Genomic DNA, 15408 nt, shown 5'->3' on the forward strand with positions numbered 1-15408 from the left:
TGGCTTTCGACACACTCGAACTATTAGCCGAATTCGTCGCGAAATTCAGGGGATGAATTAATGCCGAAGACATTGCAGGTATCATCCGTGAATATGCAAAAGTGCGCACAGAATGCCGGACTAGAGCGGTGCCGACAACTTATTCAGTATCTGAGTGACCCAACCATCACCGACCCTCGGCAAACTCCCGCAACACCGCCCCGTCCATCCGATACCGAACCCACTCTTCCTGCGGCTGCGCACCCAACGACTTGTAGAACTCGATCGCCGGTTTGTTCCAGTCCAGTACGCTCCACTCAAATCGACCGCAATCATTGGCGCAGGCGATTTTCGCCAAGTGGCGCAGCAAGGTTTTACCTGCGCCGCCGCCACGCTGATCAGGCGTAATGTAGAGGTCTTCGAGGTACAGGCAGTTGCTGCCGAGCCAGGTGGAATAGCTGAAGAAGAACACTGCGAAGCCAATCGGCAAGCCGTCGCGCAAACAGATCAGGCCGTGGGCGGTGGCGCCCTCGCTGAACAGGCTGCGCTCGATGTCGGCGACGCTGGCGATGACTTCGTGGCGGGCACGTTCGTAGTCGGCCAGTTCGGTGATGAACCCGAGGATTTGCGGTGCATCGCTCGGGGTCGCCGGGCGGATCTCGATCGTCATGGACGTGCCTTCGTCAAAAGTTGAAAACGCCATACTAAGTCCGCAAGCAGCGCTCGTCACACTGGAAATTCAAAGCTAATCCAAGGCTCGCTACGCAAATGCTGCCCCACGCGCTGGAGCCGTCGGAAGATGGCGCCCATGATTTTTCGCACTTGCAGCGGGTCTGGCACAACGTGCATACGCTTCACGCTGAAGAAGGTGGCGATCTTGAGGTGCTGCTCGCGGCCGTGCTTTTGCATGATTGCGTGGCGGTAGTGAAGAATTCGCCGCTGCGTTATCAGACGTCCCGGCTGGCTGTCGAGAAGGCAGCGCGCCGTTAACAACGCGTTGCAGCAGGCCTGGACCGTTCGTCGTTCATCAGGCACCAATCCAAATCGGGGGCGGACCAATATTAGATAAGGAGTCTAATTAAATGGACCTATCCACATCCATGAAGAGGTAACCATGAACGTCGATAACAACCTTGAGAAAGAAGTCCTGACCCGTCTGCTGCATGCCCATCCAAGCGGTTTGGGCAAAGAGGTCCTGGACAATTACCGGGGGGAGAGAGTCGTGGCCAGCACCCTCGCCACGCTGCAGGATCGTGGATTGATCCAACAGGGTCATGTGACCTGCAACGAGGCCGGTGAGCACTCGTTGAACTTGCCGATCAAACTCAGTGCCGCAGGGGTTGAGGCGGCGCGCAAGCTGGACGTTTAACAAGACGAATCAGGTCGCAGTCGTGCGCGGCTGTGACCGTTTGAGAGACTCTACAAGCAGAAGGAGAAATCCCATGCCTCGTGGAAGTAAAGACAAGTACACCGCCGAGCAGAAACGCAAGGCCGAACACATCGAAGAGAGCTACGAGCACAAGGGTGTCTCGAAAGAAGAAGCTGAAGCCCGGGCCTGGGCGACCGTCAACAAGCAGTCGGGTGGCGGTGAGCGCAAAGGTGGGTCCGGACGCAAGAAACCGGCGAGTGCCAAGTCGCAAGATCGCCAGGAATCAGCTCGTCGTGCGGTGGCCAGCCGTGAAGGTCATTCGCGTAACAGCAAGGCTTCGCGCGAAACCCAGACCGTCGACAGTTTGATGAAAGAAGCCCGGGCGAAGAAGATTCCGGGACGGTCGAGCATGCGTAAGCAGGAGTTGATCGAGGCGTTGCGCAAGGCTGGGTAAGGCCAGTATTTTTTGTTGAATTTGGTGGCCCCATCGCGAGCAGGCTCGCTCCCACACTGGATCTGTGAACGACACAAATCTCCTGTGTGAGCGAGCCTGCTCGCGATGGCGGCCGATCAGGCGGCAAAGGTCTTGCGGATTAACGCATCCACCTCGGCAGTCCCAGGCGAAGTCGCCGGCCCCCATCGGGTGACCGCCAATGCTGCAGCAGCATTCGCCCGCCGCGCCGCCTCACTCGCCGACAATCCTTGCGCCAACCCGGCCACAAATACCCCGGCATGCGCATCCCCCGCGCCATTGCTGTCCACCGCCTCAACCTTGAAACCCGGCACATGCTGGCGGTCTCCACACTGGCTGATCCAGCACCCTTGCGGGCCGTCACGAACCACCATCAACACGTCGGCCGGCAGATGATCGGCCAACCGGTTCAACGCCTCGGCAATGTCCGACGCACCGGTAAACTTCAGCGCCTCGACGCTGTTGCTGGTCCACAGATCGATGCGCGCCAGCAAGGCTTGCATCAACGGCTCATCCGGCGAATCCACCAGCGGGCCCGGATCGAACACCACGTTGATTCCTCGTGGCAAATCCAGTACCCAATCCACCAGCGCCTGGGCTTTGCCGCCATGCAGCAGGCTGTAGCCGCTGACGTAGACGTAGTCACCCGCCTCGGCCGGCACGCTGGCCAAATCCTCGGCCGTCAGCTCACCTTCGGCACCGATATAGGAAATGAAACTGCGCTCGGCCGACGCCTCGGTCAACGCGACGCACAATCCCGTATCCCGTTCGGCGCAGTGAGTGATGCCAATCCGAATGCCTTCAGCCTTCATCGCTTCACGGGCAAGATCACCGAAACGCCCGGTGCCGTGGCGACCGAGGTAAACCACCGGCAAACCATTGCGCTGGGCGGCAGCCATCACATTGAAGCCGCCGCCCGCCTCGAAATTGGCGGATTGCGCCAACACGTCACCGCCCGAATGCGGCAGTTTATCCACGGCCATGACCAGGTCGATCATGACCTGGCCGGTGTGCAGCAATCTAGGCATGAGCGTTCTCGGTCAACGCGGCGCGGCGATCCTTGGCGCCACCGAGTACAAAATAAATACCGCCCGCCACCAGGAACGTCACGATCCAGCCGAGGCCGTTATGACCCAGCCAAGAGTCGGACAGGAAGCCGCGGAACCACACGGTTTGTTCGGTCGTGCCGATGGTGGTGAAGCTGAAGCCCAGCGTGATCGCCAACGCCCACGCACCGAAGGCGCGCCACTCGACACCGCCGCTGTACCAGTAAGCGCTGCTCGGGCTGACGTCCAGCAGGTCTTTGGGGCTGTAGTAATGACGATGGATCAGGTCGACGACAAAGATCCCGACCCACGCGGTAATCGGCACCGCCAGCAGCGAAATGAAAGTGATGAACGGGCCGTAGAAACTGTCGGCGATCAGCATGAAATAGATCGAACCGGCGAAGATCGCGACGATGTCCACCACCACCGCGTAGACGCGTTTGACCTTCAAGCCGAGTGTCAGCGTGGTCAAACCGGCGGAGTACACCGACAGGTTGTTCGACAGCAGCAACCCGCCGAACGCGGTGATCAGGTACGGCACGGCCATCCAGGTCGGCAGCATGTCGCGGATCGCGATGATCGGGTCGGTGGCCGAGGCCAGGTCGTTGTTGCCCACTGACAGCAAGCCGCCGAGGGTGATCAGCAGCACCAGTGGAATCCCCGCACCGAACGCTGCCGACGCCACCAGGCGCACGGCTTTGACGCTGCGGTGCTGGTAGCGCGACATGTCGGCACCGGCGTTGGCCCAACCAATCCCGGTGCCGGCAGCCATGGTGCCGACGCCGATGATCATTGCGCTCAACGGTGCCGGCGTGGCGTTGAACACCGCGCTCCAGTCGATGGTGGCGCAGAGGAAACCGCCGACCAGAATGTTCAGCGCACCGAACACGTAGGTTGCCCACTTCTGGATCACCAGCAAGGTGGCGTGACCGAGACCCGACACCGACAGGGTCAGCAGTACGAAAATCGCAATGAAGATCAACGTCAGCACGGGTGCGCTTTTGGCTTCCACCGGCGAGCCGAACAGGATCGAGCACAGCGACAGCAACACGAACGCGGCGGTGGTGGTGTTGACGGTTTCCCAGCCCAGACGCGACATCAGCGAGACCAGGGTCGGACCGATGTTGCCGCGTACACCGAAGATCGCTCGCGACAACGTCAGGCTCGGGGCGCGGCCACGGCGACCGGCAATGGAGATGATCCCGACCACGGCGAAGGAGCCGGCAGCACCCAGGATCGCGACGATGATCGCCTGCCAGATCGCCAAGCCGCGAAAGGCTACAAGGGTCGCGCCCAGCGGCAGGCCGAGGATGGAGATGTTGGCAGCAAACCAGACCCAGAACAGCTGCAGCGGATGACCGTTGCACTCCGCTTCCGGCACGGGCTCGATGCCTCGGGTTTCCAGTTGCCCGGCGCTTTGCCCGACGTTTGATGAACTCATGTGAAATGCTCCTGTTGCCTTTGTTGTGGTTGTGGGCAATTGCGGAAATCGACATAACATCCCGGCGGTCCTGGCCGTGTTTGTGCTTTCCGTTGCGGGTTATCAAATCAAGTAGGCGGCGCGCCCATCGCGAGCAGGCTCGCTCCCACACTGGATCTGTGAACGACATAGATTCCCTGTGGGAGTGAGCCTGCTCGCGATAGCGTCAGTCCGATCGACGCAAAGCCAGAAGTCCTTTCACAAGGGGCTCCAGCTCCAGATCGTTAACGGTTTTGACCTTGTCGATCATCGCCGCCGGCCAACTCTCAAGTCCCAGGCAGGCCCCGAGCATGGCGCCGAGAATTGCCGCGATGGTGTCCGTGTCGCCGCCAAGGCTCGCGGCCATGCACAGCGCTTCGAACGCGTTCATTTCACCAATGGCCACTTGCTGGGCCAGGGCAAACGAGACCACCACCGATTCCTGTGAAGCCACCGAAGTGCCGATCACGTCGTACATCAAATCCGCCAGCAATGCGTTGTCACTGTCGACGCTGATGGTCCGCGCCCAACTGATGCGCGAGGCAATGCGTCCGCCGGCCACCCAGTTACCGTGGCCTTCAGCTTGCAGAGCGATTTGCTGGCCGAGGTTCAATGCTTCGCCCAGGTCCATGCCGTTGATACCGGCCGAGACCACCGCCGCCACCGCCGCCGCGCTGGAAATGCCCAGCGTGGTGTTGTGGGTGACCTGGCAAGCCTGCACGACAGCGTTGATGAATCGCTCAGGATCAGCGACATCCGCCGCGATCCCTACCGGCGTGATGCGCATCGCCGCGCCATTGGTGGTGCCGTAGCGCCCCGCTTCTTCCGGCGAGTGGCCGGCGAGGATCATCTCGATGGCACGTTTGGTCGAAGGGCCGAGCAAGTCTTGCGAGCCCTTGGCTTGCATCGCGGCTTCCCATTCGATCAACCGTTGGGCGAGCAGCGACGGTTCGATCCGGCCCTCGCCTTCAACCAGCAATTGGCCGACCAGAATCGCCTGTTCGGTGTCATCGGTGATCGAGCCTTTGAGCATGTTGGCGGCGATCGGTTGATCGGGGCCTGCGTCTTCCAGGCCTGTGATTTCGCCGAAGCGCGCCTTGATCTCGGCGCGGCTCAGGGATTGGGTCGGCATGCCCAGGGCATCGCCCAGGGCCAGTCCGTAGAACGCGCCCAATGCACGATTGAGCGCGGTCACTTTGACTCTCCAAACTGCAAGTGCAGGCGAAAATGCACCGGATCGAGCAAGCTTTCGACCTGCTCCATGAAGCGGTTTTGCCGGTCGTAAGTGGTGCGCAAGGCCTTGAGGAACACCGTGCCCTCCGGACGACCGAGCAGTTCGGCGTCTTCGGCGTTCAAGGGTTCGGCGCCGATCCATTGATCGCCGCGTTCGCCGATATAGCCGTAGGCGGCCAGGGTGATGGTCAGGGAGTTGTCGATAAGGCCGACCCGCGGCAGGCTTTCCAGGCCTCCGGTGGCGGGCATCAATGAGCGTTCAAGGGAGACCAGTTTGCCTTCGTTGGAACGGCGGCGACGGTCGAGGGTGATGAATTGGTCGGTGCCGAAACGCGGCAACAGGTCAGGACGGGTGACCGCCTCCAGCCGCAGCACTTCGGTATTGATCAGCGCCCCGCTGTCGGCCAGGGCCTGGGCCCAGCCGCTGCGTTGATCGAGCACCACGCCGTCGAAGGTGACGATGGAACCCACCCCGCTTTGCGTCGCGATGTAGTTGCGCCGTTTCAACTCAGCCAGGGCTTCGCGCAGCGTGCCGCGGCTGACTTTGAATTCTTGAGCCAATTGATGCTCGCCCGGCAACAGAAAGCCGTCCTCCATGAGGCCGCTTTCGATGCGCCGGATGAGTTCGTCGACCACCCGTTGTTTCTTGTCAAATCGTACCTGTCTAATCATGTACAAAGAAATACCCGAAACGGGGTTGGGCGGGCAAGGGATATTTCAGGGAAGTGACGGGAGGAGGGATGTTCGAAAGCGTGTGGTGTCAGGTGAATCCACCCCTCACCCCAACCCTCTCCCCAAGGGGTAGAGGGGGCTGACCGCGGAGTTTTGAGGATTTACTGCGACCTGAAATACCAAGTCGAACTCAGGTTTTGAAAGCGATAGATATCTGCTCCCTTTCCCCCTCTCCCCACTGGGGAGAGGGTTGGGGTGAGGGGGCTCTTGATCTCAGCGTTGTTTGAGGCGGTCGATCACGACAGCCAACAGCAAAATCGAACCCCGAATCACATACTGATAAAACGTATCGATATTCTTCAGGTTCATCGCATTCTCGATAATCGCCAGAATCAGCACCCCGGCAATCACATGCCGAATCATGCCGATCCCGCCGCTCAACGACACCCCGCCCAACACACACGCCGAGATCACCGTCAGCTCAAATCCCTGGCCAATCATCGGCTGTCCGGACGTCATGCGCGACGCCAGGATCACCCCGGCCAACGCCCCGATCACCCCGTGCACGGCAAAGATAATGATCTTGGTCCGGTCAACGTTCACCCCGGCCAGCAACGCCGCTTCCTGGTTACCGCCGATGGCCATGGTGTTGCGCCCGTAGGTGGTGTAGTTCAGCAGCCAGCCGAAAAACAGGAAGCACACGATGGTGATCAGGATCGGCACCGGCACACCCAACAACTGGCCGTTACCGAAGACGAAGAACTGCTCTTGCGACACGCCCACCGCTTTGCCGTTGGCGAAGATGTAAGCCAGGCCGCGAACGATCTGCATGGTCGCCAGCGTGGTGATCAACGCATTGACCCGCAGCTTGGCGATCACGATGCCGTTGATCAACCCCACGATCAGCCCCATGAACAGCGCCGCCACCACACCGAGAAACACGCTGTCGGTGTCGCGCATCACCACCGCGGCGACCACGCCGGCGCAGGCAATCACCGAGCCCACCGACAAATCGAAGTGCCCGGACGCCAGGCAATACAACATGGTGCACGCGGCAATCCCCGTCGTCGAAATCGCCAGGCCCAGGCCGCGCATGTTCAGCGGCGAGAGGAAGTTGTCGATCAGCAAGGTGCAGAGCACGAAGATCCCGACAGCCGCCAGCAGCATCACCCAGTCATCGAGAAAGCGCCGCAGGTCCAGAGGTTTGCGCTGGGTGGGTAAAGCGTTGTTTTGGATTGTCATAGTCACCTCTCAGTTCGCCACGCCGTCAGCGCGTTGGCGCGGCAAAGCCAGTTGCAGCAGGTTGGATTCATTGGCCTCTGCGCGAGACAACTCGCCGCGCATCGCGCCTTCGCAGAGCACCAGGATGCGGTCGGAAATACCCATCACTTCCATCAGGTCGCTGGAGACCACGATCACCGCGATGCCGCTGGCGGCCAGGTTGTGGATGATCTGGTAGATCTCGGCTTTGGCGCCGATGTCGATGCCGCGAGTCGGTTCGTCGAGCAGCAGCACTTTCATCGGCATCGACAGCCAGCGGCCGAGAATGGCCTTCTGCTGATTGCCGCCAGACAGGTACATGATTTTCTGCGCCGCGTTGGGGGTCTTCACTTTCAGCGCCTTGATCTGCTTGTCGGCGTTGTCTTTCTCCCACAGGCCACGCAACAGGCAACCGAAGGTGGAGTGGGCACCGCGGGCGCTGATGTTGATGTTTTCGGCGACGCTGGCGAGCGGCAGGATCCCCTCTTTCTTGCGGTCCTCGGGGCACAGCAGAATCCCGGCGGCAATCGCATCGCGGGGTGAACGCAACTTCAGTTCATGGCCGCGCAATTCCAGGCGTCCGGCGGTGTTGCGCTCAAGCCCGCTGAGCATGCGGAACAGCTCGGTACGACCGGCACCGACCAAACCGAACAGCCCGAGAATCTCGCCTTTGTGCACCTCGAAACTCACCGGCTCACGCAAACCCGGCCCCAGCAAACCGTCAACCTTGAGCGCCACCGCGCCACGCTGACGGTGGCGGTAATCGTAGATGTCCTGAATGTCGCGACCGACCATGCAGGTCACCAACTGATCGTGAGTCAGTTCGCTCATGTCCTCGAACGTGCGCACAAAGCGACCGTCCTTGAACACCGTCACCGCGTTGCAGATGCGGAACACTTCTTCCATGCGATGGGAGACGTAAAGCACCACTTTGCCTTCGTCGCGCAGGCGACCGATGATCGCCATCAAACGATCAATCTCCCGCGCCGACAGGCTGCTGGTCGGTTCGTCAAACGCGATCACATGTGCCCCACGGGACAAGGCCTTGGCGATTTCCACCAGTTGCCGCTGACCGAGGGACAGGCGCCCTACTTTCTCTTGCGGATCGATTTCATCGGCCAGGCCCTTGAGGCAAGCCAGTGCCTGTTGCCGCAACGCGCCGCGATTGATCAGGCCGAAACTGGCCGGCAGATGCCCCAGGAACAGGTTCTCTGCCACGGTCATTTCCGGGACCAGGTGCAACTCTTGATGGATCACCGCGACGCCACTGCCGATGCTGTCGGCGGTGGACTTGAAGGCCATCACCTGCTCGCCGATCTGCAGATCGCCGCTGCTTGGGGTATAAGCCCCGCCGAGGATTTTCAGCAGGGTCGATTTACCGGCGCCGTTCTCGCCCATCAAGGCGTGAACCTGGCCCGGGTGGGCGACGAAGCTGATGCCATCCAGCGCCTTCACCCCGGGAAAAGTCTTGCCGATCCCGTTGAAGCGCAAGCTGCCGCCGGCATTGTGTTGTTGTATTTTTGTTTGCGCGTGCATAACCACCTCATCACACAGATCAGGCAGCCCCGTCGCCAGGGCCACCGATGAAATCAACCGCGCCTCAATTCCAAAGGCCGATCTTTTCCAGTTCCTGCTTGAAGTTCTCGCGAGTGATCAGCGTTACGTCATCCATCGCGGTGTACTTCGGCGGTTCTTTGCCGGTGGTGACCCAGTCGTGCATCATGCTGGCGGTGTTGTAGCCCTCGATGTGCGGGCTCGGCAGCATCGAGCCGAAGAAGCCGCTGTTGGCCTTCTTCAATTCGCCGATGGCGTCGGTGCCGTTGATGCCGATGCCGATCACATTGGCCGCGGCAAAACCGGCGCTCTCGGTGGCGCGCACGCCGCCCAGCACGGTGTTGTCGTTCATGCCGCCGATGATCAGGTTTTTCGCCGCGCCCGGCAGTTTCACCAGCGCCGAATTGGTGGCGTCCATGCTGCCGGGTACGTCGAGGGTTTTCAGCGCCGAGAACAGGATGTGGTCTTTCGGCATGCCGGCGTCTTCCAGCGCTTTGACCGAACCGTCGGTGCGTTTCTTGCCGGTGTCGAGTTCATTGAAGGTGTTGATCACCGCGTAGGTGTCTTTCCAGTCCCAGCCACGTTTCTTCGCTTCGGAGGCCATGGCGCTGCCCTGTTTCTGGCCGACTTCGAACGCGGCCATGCCGAGGTACGGAACGTCTTCCATGAACTTGCCGCCGGCATCGACGAAGCGGTCATCGACGGCGATGACTTTCAATCCGTTGAGCTTGGCCTTGGCCATGATTGCAGGGCCGAGGGATACGTCTGGCGGGCAGATCACGAAACCCTTGGCACCGTTGGCGGCGAGGCTGTCGATGGCCGAGAGGGTTTTCTCGCCGTCGGGCACGGCGATCTTGATGACGGTGAAGCCCTTCTCTTTCCCGGCCTTTTCAGCGAATGCCCATTCGGTCTGGAACCAGGGCTCTTCCGCCTGTTTGACCAGAAAACCGATCTTCACTTCCTCGGCCGCCAGCAACGAACTGCTCAGGCTGACCGCGGTGACCGCCAAAGCGGCACAGCACAGGGAATGGATCCCACGACGACGATTCATAAGCTGACTCCTTGTTATTTTTTTTGAGCGTTATTTGAAAGCCAATCAAACTGTGCAGCCAATAGTCATATCGTATGATGATTGGATTTCAGACGTAGTTCCGCGTCTGAAACCCGATTGACTCAGTCGTGGTACATGACCGAGCGACCGCCATCGATGGTGATGCACGAGGCATTGATAAACGGTGCTTCATCACTGGCCAGGAATACAGCGGTCATGGCGACTTCGATCGGCTGCCCGATGCGACGTGGCGGATGCAGATCGAAAGCGCGCTGACGCTCGGCATGTGGGTCGGCAAAACCGTTCCAGTAATCGACGTTCAGTTGGGTTTCGATATAACCCGGCGCGATGGCGTTGACGCGAATGCCCTTCGGCGCATATTCGACGCCCAGGGCGCGGGTCAGGCCGAGCAAACCGTGCTTGGCCACCGGGTACGGGAAGCAGCCGGGAATGATGTGCGTGGAATGGGTCGAGGCAATGTTGATGATGCTGCCGATGCCCTGCTCGATCATCTGCGGCAGCACCGCTTTGCAGCCATACCAGGCGCCGTCCAGGTCGATGGCGAAGCAACGACGCCAGTCTTCCTCGGTCATTTCCAGCGGATCGCGGAACACGTTGACCCCAGCGCAGTTGACCAGCACATCGATGCGACCGTGAAGCTCGATCGCCAGTCTGGCCATGGCGTGCAGATCTTGCTGGTTGGAAACGTCAGCCTTGATTGCCTGCACGTCGAAGCCTTTGTCCCGCCAGTGGGCCGCGACTTTTTCGACTTTCTCACCCTGGATATCGCTGATGATCAGCTTGGCCTGCTGGGAAGCGAAGGTCGCAACAATCGCCTCGCCGATACCCTGAGCAGCACCGGTCAGCAGCACGACCTTGTTTTTCAGGCGCTCACCCTTCGGCGGTTCGGGCACCGGTGGCAAGGAAAGAGGTTCAGCCATGGATCAAGACTCCTTTTCGAAGGCACGACAAAAACCGGGCATCTGTCGATGTCCGGTCAAAAGGCTTTTTGGAAAATCGCTGCATCACTTCACCTGTTTTGTTTTTTTAAGTGTGAGTGCGTGTAACTGATGGAGCCGACTATAAACCCGACCGCCAAATAATCTCAATATATAATTTTGCATCCCATATTTTGGGATTTAACCCGCGAACCGCGTACAGGTTTTTCCGGGCACATCGACTCGAATCGACAGCAACGCGCCGTCCAACGCATGGTTGAGCGGGCTCGCGGCGCTGGTGATGTACAGGGTTTTGAGGTCTTCACCGCCGAATACGCAACTGGTGGGGCGGCTGATAGGCAGCTCGATCACGCGATCAACCTGCCCGTCCGGAGTCAGCCTGAGCAAGCAACTGCCGTCCCAACGGGCGTTCCAGATGTAACCTTCGGCATCCATCGCCGAGCCATCAGGACCGCCGCGCTCATGGGGCCCAAACCAGATGTGGGCCGGGTCTAGGCTGCCATCAGTGCGAATGAAGTACTGGTAGAGCGTGTTGTCGAGGCTATCGGCGAAATACACGGTGGTCGCGTCGTCGCTCCACAACAAGGTGTTCGGGATGCCCAACCCGCGAAGCAACGGCGTGACCCGAGCATCGCGATCGATGCGAAACAGGCCACCGGAACGCCGCACAATATGTACGTCTTCGCCCTGCTCGCCGATGTTGTTCTGCATGGTGCCGAGCCAGAGGCGGCCCTGAGCATCGCAGCGGGCTTCATTGGCGCGATTGCCGGGTTGCGGATCGGCGACGCAGAGCAAGGTCAATCGTGGTTCCAGGCCGGGGGAATCCAGATCGAGTCGATACACGCCGCTGTTCAACGTCACCAGCGCATCACCGCTTTCGCAAGGGATGAAGGCAGACACGTGCTCGGGCATTTGCCAGATCTGCACGTTGGCGCCAATCAGCCGCAGCGCCTGTTGACCGGCAATATCAACCCAGTACAACGCCTGGGTCGGCGCGTCCCAGAACGGGCCTTCGCCCAGTCGTGCCCGGTGTTCGGTAACCGCAGTCCACTCCATGAAACCTCCTGCGTTGTTCTTGTTTTTTATGTGGGAGCGAGCCTGCTCCGGGCGGCGTTCCGACGATAGCGGTGTAACAGGCAACATTGATGCTGAATGAAGTGCCCCCATCGCGAGCAGGCTCACTCCCACAGGGTTATTTATTGTTAGCTGGCTTTTCTGTCGGCCATGACTTGCGGGTAGAAGCGCTTGATGGCCAGGTCGGCGTTATCGATCAGGGTCATGCAGGCCCAGACTCCCCGCGCGGCATCCCGGGCGGCGATGGCCTCGGCCATGTCTTTGTGAATCGGTAGCGTGCGGCGCAGTTCGTCCGGGTCGGCGGCGGACACTTCAAACGACACCGCCAGCAGCGCGCCGAGGGCCGGGACCATTTGTTCGATGAATTGATTGTGGCTGGCAGCGAGGATGCACTCGTGGAAGAACTGGTCGGCACGGTTGTAATCGATGCCGCTGTCCACTGCCCGCTCCAATGCGTTGTAAGCCTGAAGGATGGCGTGAACCTGCTCGACGGTAGCGCGCTCGCAAGCCCAGCGTACGGCCATGGGTTCGATGGTGCGGCGCAGGTCGAGCAAGTCGTCGACGAAGTTTTCCGGCAAGCCGCTGCGCGACAGCCAGCCGACGACTTGCGGATCGAAAAGGTTCCACCGGCGCACCGGCAGCACCCGCGTGCCGACCTTGGGCCCGACCTCGAGCATGCCCTTGGCGACCAGGGTTTTGATGGCTTCGCGGATTACGGTGCGGCTGACACCGAGCTGCTCGCCCAGGTCGGCTTCGACCTTGAGCGTCTCACCTGGCTTGACCTGCCCCGTGGCGATCCAGCAACCCAGCCAATCGACCGTCGACGCATGAAAACTGCTGGACATGGACACCTCAATTCAGGGACGGCACATAGCCGTTCGCGATGGGTGTCCACGCTAATCATCATATGATTGAGTGTCAATTTGAATTTTTCGATCTGATTGCATTCAGACGAACAATTTGAACGAACCCACATTGTGACCTACGGTTAGCCGCGACAGATCAAGCAGTCAATAGCATCTGTTCCACTCAAGTCCGCTATCGACAGGTATAAGCATGAACATGGATGCGTCTACGCAATACCCGATTGTTTTGGTCCACGGTCTTTTTGGCTTCGATAAAATTGCCGGTTATCCCTACTTCTTCGAGATCAAGGAAGCTCTGGAACATGCCGGGGCCACGGTGTTTTCCGTCAACATTCCAGCCGTTAACGGAAACGAGGAGCGCGGTAAAAAACTGCTCGAACACGTCAATCGCCTATTGCGGGAAACGGGAGCCGCCAAGGTCAACCTGATCGGCCACAGCCAAGGTCCATTGGCGGCACGTTACGTAGCGGCGCTACACCCGGAAAAGGTCGCATCAGTCACTTCTGTCAGTTGCCCCAATCATGGCTCCGAAATTGCCGACCAGTTGCATAAGGCGCTGACGCCTGGCGAGTTGCCCGAAGCGCTCGTACTCGCCCTGTTCAAAGCAGTCGGCACCTTCATTTCGCTGATCAGCGACCATCCGGAAAACCCTCAGGACCCTCAAGCGGCCTTCGAGTCACTGACTAGCGCGGGGTTGGCTGCTTTCAATCGCAAGTACCCGCAAGGGGTACCGAAACAATGGGGTGGGGAAGGTAACGAAATTGAAAACGGCGTGTACTACTACTCCTGGAGCGGGATCGTACAAAAATTTCAAAGCCTGCAACCGCTCGATCCGTCCCACTTGAACTGTATCGTGCTGTCGAAGTTATTTTATAAAGAGAAACACGCCAACGATGGGCTCGTCGGACAGTACAGCTCGCACCTGGGCAAAGTCATCCGTTCGGATTATCCGATGGACCATTTCGACGCAGTCAATCAAATGGCCGGGATCACGAGCTGGAACGTAAGCCCGGTCCGCCTCTATCTTGAACATGCGGCTCGGCTTAAGGACAAAGGTTTGTAGGCAAAAAAAAAATGGCCCGCTTGAATAGCGGGCCATTTTCCAGAACACAACAACCCGGCGAATTACGGCTCAAGCCCGATGGGAAAGAACTCGCCAGCGCTCCACACACCTAACCAGCGCTGCCCGTCGATCTCGCGGGTGACGGCCAGCTCCACCAGTTGGTAGAACACGTTGCGGTGGATCAGGGCTTCAAGGTTGGTGCGCACATGCACGTAGGGCGCAGGTTCTTGCGTGGCCGGGTCGATCACCACGCGCATGGGGTGTTCAGGGCCGGCCTCGGCGGTCTCGTCAACATTGGTGGTAAAGCGCAGGACCTGTTTTTCACCCTCGCCTTCGACATCCACGGCAATCGCCACGAAGGGCGCATCGTCGACCTTGATGCCAACCTTCTCGACCGGGGTGATGAGGAAGTAATCGTCACCATCGCGACGGATGATGGTGGAGAACAGCTTGACCATCGGCTTGCGCCCGATCGGCGTGCCCAGGTAATACCAGGTGCCATCTCGGGCGATACGCATGTCGATGTCGCCGCAGAAATCGGGGTTCCACAGGTGGACCGGCGGCAAGCCTTTGGTTTTGGGGATTTGCCCCAACAGGTCGTTGGCTTTTTGCGGGCCACTCATGGCGTTCTCCTTTTGAATTACTGGTCGCTGAGCCCCAGCAGGCTGCGCGCGTATTGTTCCAGCGGCGGGCCCATCAGGTCTTCTGGCTTTTTGTCGTGGAACGTCAGTAAACCGCCACGACCCTTGATACGTGCAGTATCAATCAAATACTGGGTGCTGGTCTCGATCAACATGATCTGAATCACGCCGCCATCGATACCGAGGCGATCCAGGGCTTCCTGATCAAGCCACTCGTCCGAGTTGCCGATACGGTCATCAGACTTGGCGAACCGGGTATAAAGCAGGTAATGGGCACCGGCGGCACGAGCTTCGCCCATGGCTTGATCAAGACCTTCCGGGGCACGGGCGCGGCGGACCATGGGGAAGTATTCGACAAAGCCATCGAAGGCGACTTCGGCAATCACGTTAGGTCGTGGGTAGACAGTACTGCCTGGCGGCACAAAGGCGCCCTGGGCGATATAGACGAATGAGTCCGGCTGGATGCGCAGGTTGTTCACACGGCGGCTGTCGCTATGGTCGAGCAGCCCCGCGTCGCTCATGTGGTAGCGAGTCCCTTCAGCCAGATCGCTGACATTCATGCAGCCACCAAGCGCCAAAACGGCCAGCAGCAAAACCAGGCTACGCATCCTACCCTCCAGAGGCCGGTGACGGAAAACCGGCGAATGGCCATGGGATGCAGCTTCCGCGCCAGCTCATACTCATCGTCATCTGATGGAATGCAATCGCGG

The 15408-nt window shown here is 59.7% G+C and carries 16 protein-coding genes and 1 pseudogene; 4 read left to right on the forward strand and 13 right to left on the reverse strand.

All coding sequences use genetic code 11. From position 1 onward, the window contains the following. Positions 1-166 precede the first annotated feature (166 nt). The gene (locus IB252_RS28365) at positions 167-649 is read right to left on the reverse strand and encodes a GNAT family N-acetyltransferase (protein WP_111451798.1); all 483 of its coding nucleotides are present in this window, start codon (positions 647-649) and stop codon (positions 167-169) included. Positions 650-747: 98 nt separating this feature from the next. On the opposite strand from IB252_RS28365, the pseudogene IB252_RS28370 reads away from it, so the two are divergent. The 3 genes and pseudogenes from IB252_RS28370 to IB252_RS28380 all read left to right on the forward strand — a co-directional run. After that, a pseudogene (locus IB252_RS28370) lies at positions 748-960 on the forward strand (phosphohydrolase); the annotation flags it as partial. Positions 961-1093: 133 nt separating this feature from the next. Next, the gene (locus IB252_RS28375) at positions 1094-1348 is read left to right on the forward strand and encodes a hypothetical protein (RefSeq protein ID WP_111451795.1); all 255 of its coding nucleotides are present in this window, start codon (positions 1094-1096) and stop codon (positions 1346-1348) included. A 73-nt stretch (positions 1349-1421) separates the two neighbouring features. Next, complete coding sequence (locus IB252_RS28380) at positions 1422-1802, forward strand: Rho termination factor N-terminal domain-containing protein (RefSeq protein WP_150657039.1); 381 nt, start codon at positions 1422-1424, stop codon at positions 1800-1802. Positions 1803-1918: 116 nt separating this feature from the next. Here the strand turns inward: IB252_RS28380 and IB252_RS28385 are convergent, their stop codons facing one another. The 10 genes from IB252_RS28385 to IB252_RS28430 all read right to left on the reverse strand — a co-directional run bounded on the left by IB252_RS28385 (position 1919) and on the right by IB252_RS28430 (position 12973). Next, positions 1919-2848 carry a PfkB family carbohydrate kinase gene (locus IB252_RS28385; RefSeq protein WP_192410987.1) on the reverse strand — a complete coding sequence of 310 codons (930 nt, stop codon included), beginning with the start codon at positions 2846-2848 and terminating at the stop codon, positions 1919-1921. After that, positions 2841-4307 (reverse strand): purine-cytosine permease family protein, encoded by a 1467-nt coding sequence (locus IB252_RS28390; RefSeq protein WP_192410988.1) that lies wholly within the window; start codon positions 4305-4307, stop codon positions 2841-2843. The genes IB252_RS28385 and IB252_RS28390 overlap by 8 nt, the downstream gene beginning before the upstream one ends. Before the next feature lie 205 nt (positions 4308-4512). Continuing rightward, positions 4513-5520: an ADP-ribosylglycohydrolase family protein gene (locus tag IB252_RS28395; protein ID WP_192410989.1), complete on the reverse strand. Its 1008-nt coding sequence runs from the start codon at positions 5518-5520 to the stop codon at positions 4513-4515. After that, positions 5517-6230 carry a GntR family transcriptional regulator gene (locus IB252_RS28400; RefSeq protein WP_008152295.1) on the reverse strand — a complete coding sequence of 238 codons (714 nt, stop codon included), beginning with the start codon at positions 6228-6230 and terminating at the stop codon, positions 5517-5519. The genes IB252_RS28395 and IB252_RS28400 overlap by 4 nt, the downstream gene beginning before the upstream one ends. 273 nt (positions 6231-6503) lie before the next feature. Further along, on the reverse strand, positions 6504-7472 hold the full coding sequence (gene araH, locus IB252_RS28405; RefSeq protein WP_111451791.1) for an L-arabinose ABC transporter permease AraH: 969 nt from the start codon (positions 7470-7472) through the stop codon (positions 6504-6506). A 9-nt stretch (positions 7473-7481) separates the two neighbouring features. After that, positions 7482-9026 (reverse strand): L-arabinose ABC transporter ATP-binding protein AraG, encoded by a 1545-nt coding sequence (gene araG, locus IB252_RS28410; protein WP_192410990.1) that lies wholly within the window; start codon positions 9024-9026, stop codon positions 7482-7484. A gap of 64 nt (positions 9027-9090) precedes the next feature. After that, on the reverse strand, positions 9091-10095 hold the full coding sequence (locus tag IB252_RS28415) for a substrate-binding domain-containing protein (RefSeq protein ID WP_192410991.1): 1005 nt from the start codon (positions 10093-10095) through the stop codon (positions 9091-9093). 122 nt (positions 10096-10217) lie between these two features. Beyond that, positions 10218-11036 (reverse strand): SDR family oxidoreductase, encoded by an 819-nt coding sequence (locus IB252_RS28420; RefSeq protein ID WP_192410992.1) that lies wholly within the window; start codon positions 11034-11036, stop codon positions 10218-10220. A gap of 198 nt (positions 11037-11234) precedes the next feature. Beyond that, positions 11235-12110, reverse strand: a complete 876-nt coding sequence (locus IB252_RS28425; RefSeq protein WP_192410993.1) for an SMP-30/gluconolactonase/LRE family protein — start codon at positions 12108-12110, stop codon at positions 11235-11237. A 146-nt stretch (positions 12111-12256) separates the two neighbouring features. Further along, positions 12257-12973, reverse strand: a complete 717-nt coding sequence (locus tag IB252_RS28430; RefSeq protein WP_192410994.1) for a FadR/GntR family transcriptional regulator — start codon at positions 12971-12973, stop codon at positions 12257-12259. Positions 12974-13184: 211 nt separating this feature from the next. On the opposite strand from IB252_RS28430, the gene IB252_RS28435 reads away from it, so the two are divergent. Next, positions 13185-14057 (forward strand): esterase/lipase family protein, encoded by an 873-nt coding sequence (locus IB252_RS28435; RefSeq protein WP_192410995.1) that lies wholly within the window; start codon positions 13185-13187, stop codon positions 14055-14057. A gap of 62 nt (positions 14058-14119) precedes the next feature. Here the strand turns inward: IB252_RS28435 and IB252_RS28440 are convergent, their stop codons facing one another. Both IB252_RS28440 and IB252_RS28445 read right to left on the reverse strand, forming a co-directional pair. Further along, positions 14120-14680, reverse strand: a complete 561-nt coding sequence (locus tag IB252_RS28440) for a DUF1285 domain-containing protein (RefSeq protein ID WP_192410996.1) — start codon at positions 14678-14680, stop codon at positions 14120-14122. 17 nt (positions 14681-14697) lie between these two features. Beyond that, complete coding sequence (locus tag IB252_RS28445; RefSeq protein WP_033056964.1) at positions 14698-15306, reverse strand: DUF4823 domain-containing protein; 609 nt, start codon at positions 15304-15306, stop codon at positions 14698-14700. Between the last annotated feature and the right edge of the window lie 102 nt (positions 15307-15408).

Origin of the sequence: Pseudomonas sp. PDM10 (genome assembly GCF_014852295.1) — a bacterium.
Taxonomy (GTDB): domain Bacteria; phylum Pseudomonadota; class Gammaproteobacteria; order Pseudomonadales; family Pseudomonadaceae; genus Aquipseudomonas.

Coding starts and splice junctions, on each gene's coding strand:
- IB252_RS28375 (WP_111451795.1), top strand. CDS start 1,094: ATGAACGTCGATAACAACCTTGAGAAAGAAGTCCTGACCCGTCTGCTG.
- IB252_RS28415 (WP_192410991.1), bottom strand. CDS start 10,095: ATGAATCGTCGTCGTGGGATCCATTCCCTGTGCTGTGCCGCTTTGGCG.
- IB252_RS28385 (WP_192410987.1), bottom strand. CDS start 2,848: ATGCCTAGATTGCTGCACACCGGCCAGGTCATGATCGACCTGGTCATG.
- IB252_RS28390 (WP_192410988.1), bottom strand. CDS start 4,307: ATGAGTTCATCAAACGTCGGGCAAAGCGCCGGGCAACTGGAAACCCGA.
- araG (WP_192410990.1), bottom strand. CDS start 9,026: ATGCACGCGCAAACAAAAATACAACAACACAATGCCGGCGGCAGCTTG.
- araH (WP_111451791.1), bottom strand. CDS start 7,472: ATGACAATCCAAAACAACGCTTTACCCACCCAGCGCAAACCTCTGGAC.
- IB252_RS28380 (WP_150657039.1), top strand. CDS start 1,422: ATGCCTCGTGGAAGTAAAGACAAGTACACCGCCGAGCAGAAACGCAAG.
- IB252_RS28420 (WP_192410992.1), bottom strand. CDS start 11,036: ATGGCTGAACCTCTTTCCTTGCCACCGGTGCCCGAACCGCCGAAGGGT.
- IB252_RS28435 (WP_192410995.1), top strand. CDS start 13,185: ATGAACATGGATGCGTCTACGCAATACCCGATTGTTTTGGTCCACGGT.
- IB252_RS28425 (WP_192410993.1), bottom strand. CDS start 12,110: ATGGAGTGGACTGCGGTTACCGAACACCGGGCACGACTGGGCGAAGGC.
- IB252_RS28365 (WP_111451798.1), bottom strand. CDS start 649: ATGACGATCGAGATCCGCCCGGCGACCCCGAGCGATGCACCGCAAATC.
- IB252_RS28400 (WP_008152295.1), bottom strand. CDS start 6,230: ATGATTAGACAGGTACGATTTGACAAGAAACAACGGGTGGTCGACGAA.
- IB252_RS28445 (WP_033056964.1), bottom strand. CDS start 15,306: ATGCGTAGCCTGGTTTTGCTGCTGGCCGTTTTGGCGCTTGGTGGCTGC.
- IB252_RS28440 (WP_192410996.1), bottom strand. CDS start 14,680: ATGAGTGGCCCGCAAAAAGCCAACGACCTGTTGGGGCAAATCCCCAAA.
- IB252_RS28430 (WP_192410994.1), bottom strand. CDS start 12,973: ATGTCCAGCAGTTTTCATGCGTCGACGGTCGATTGGCTGGGTTGCTGG.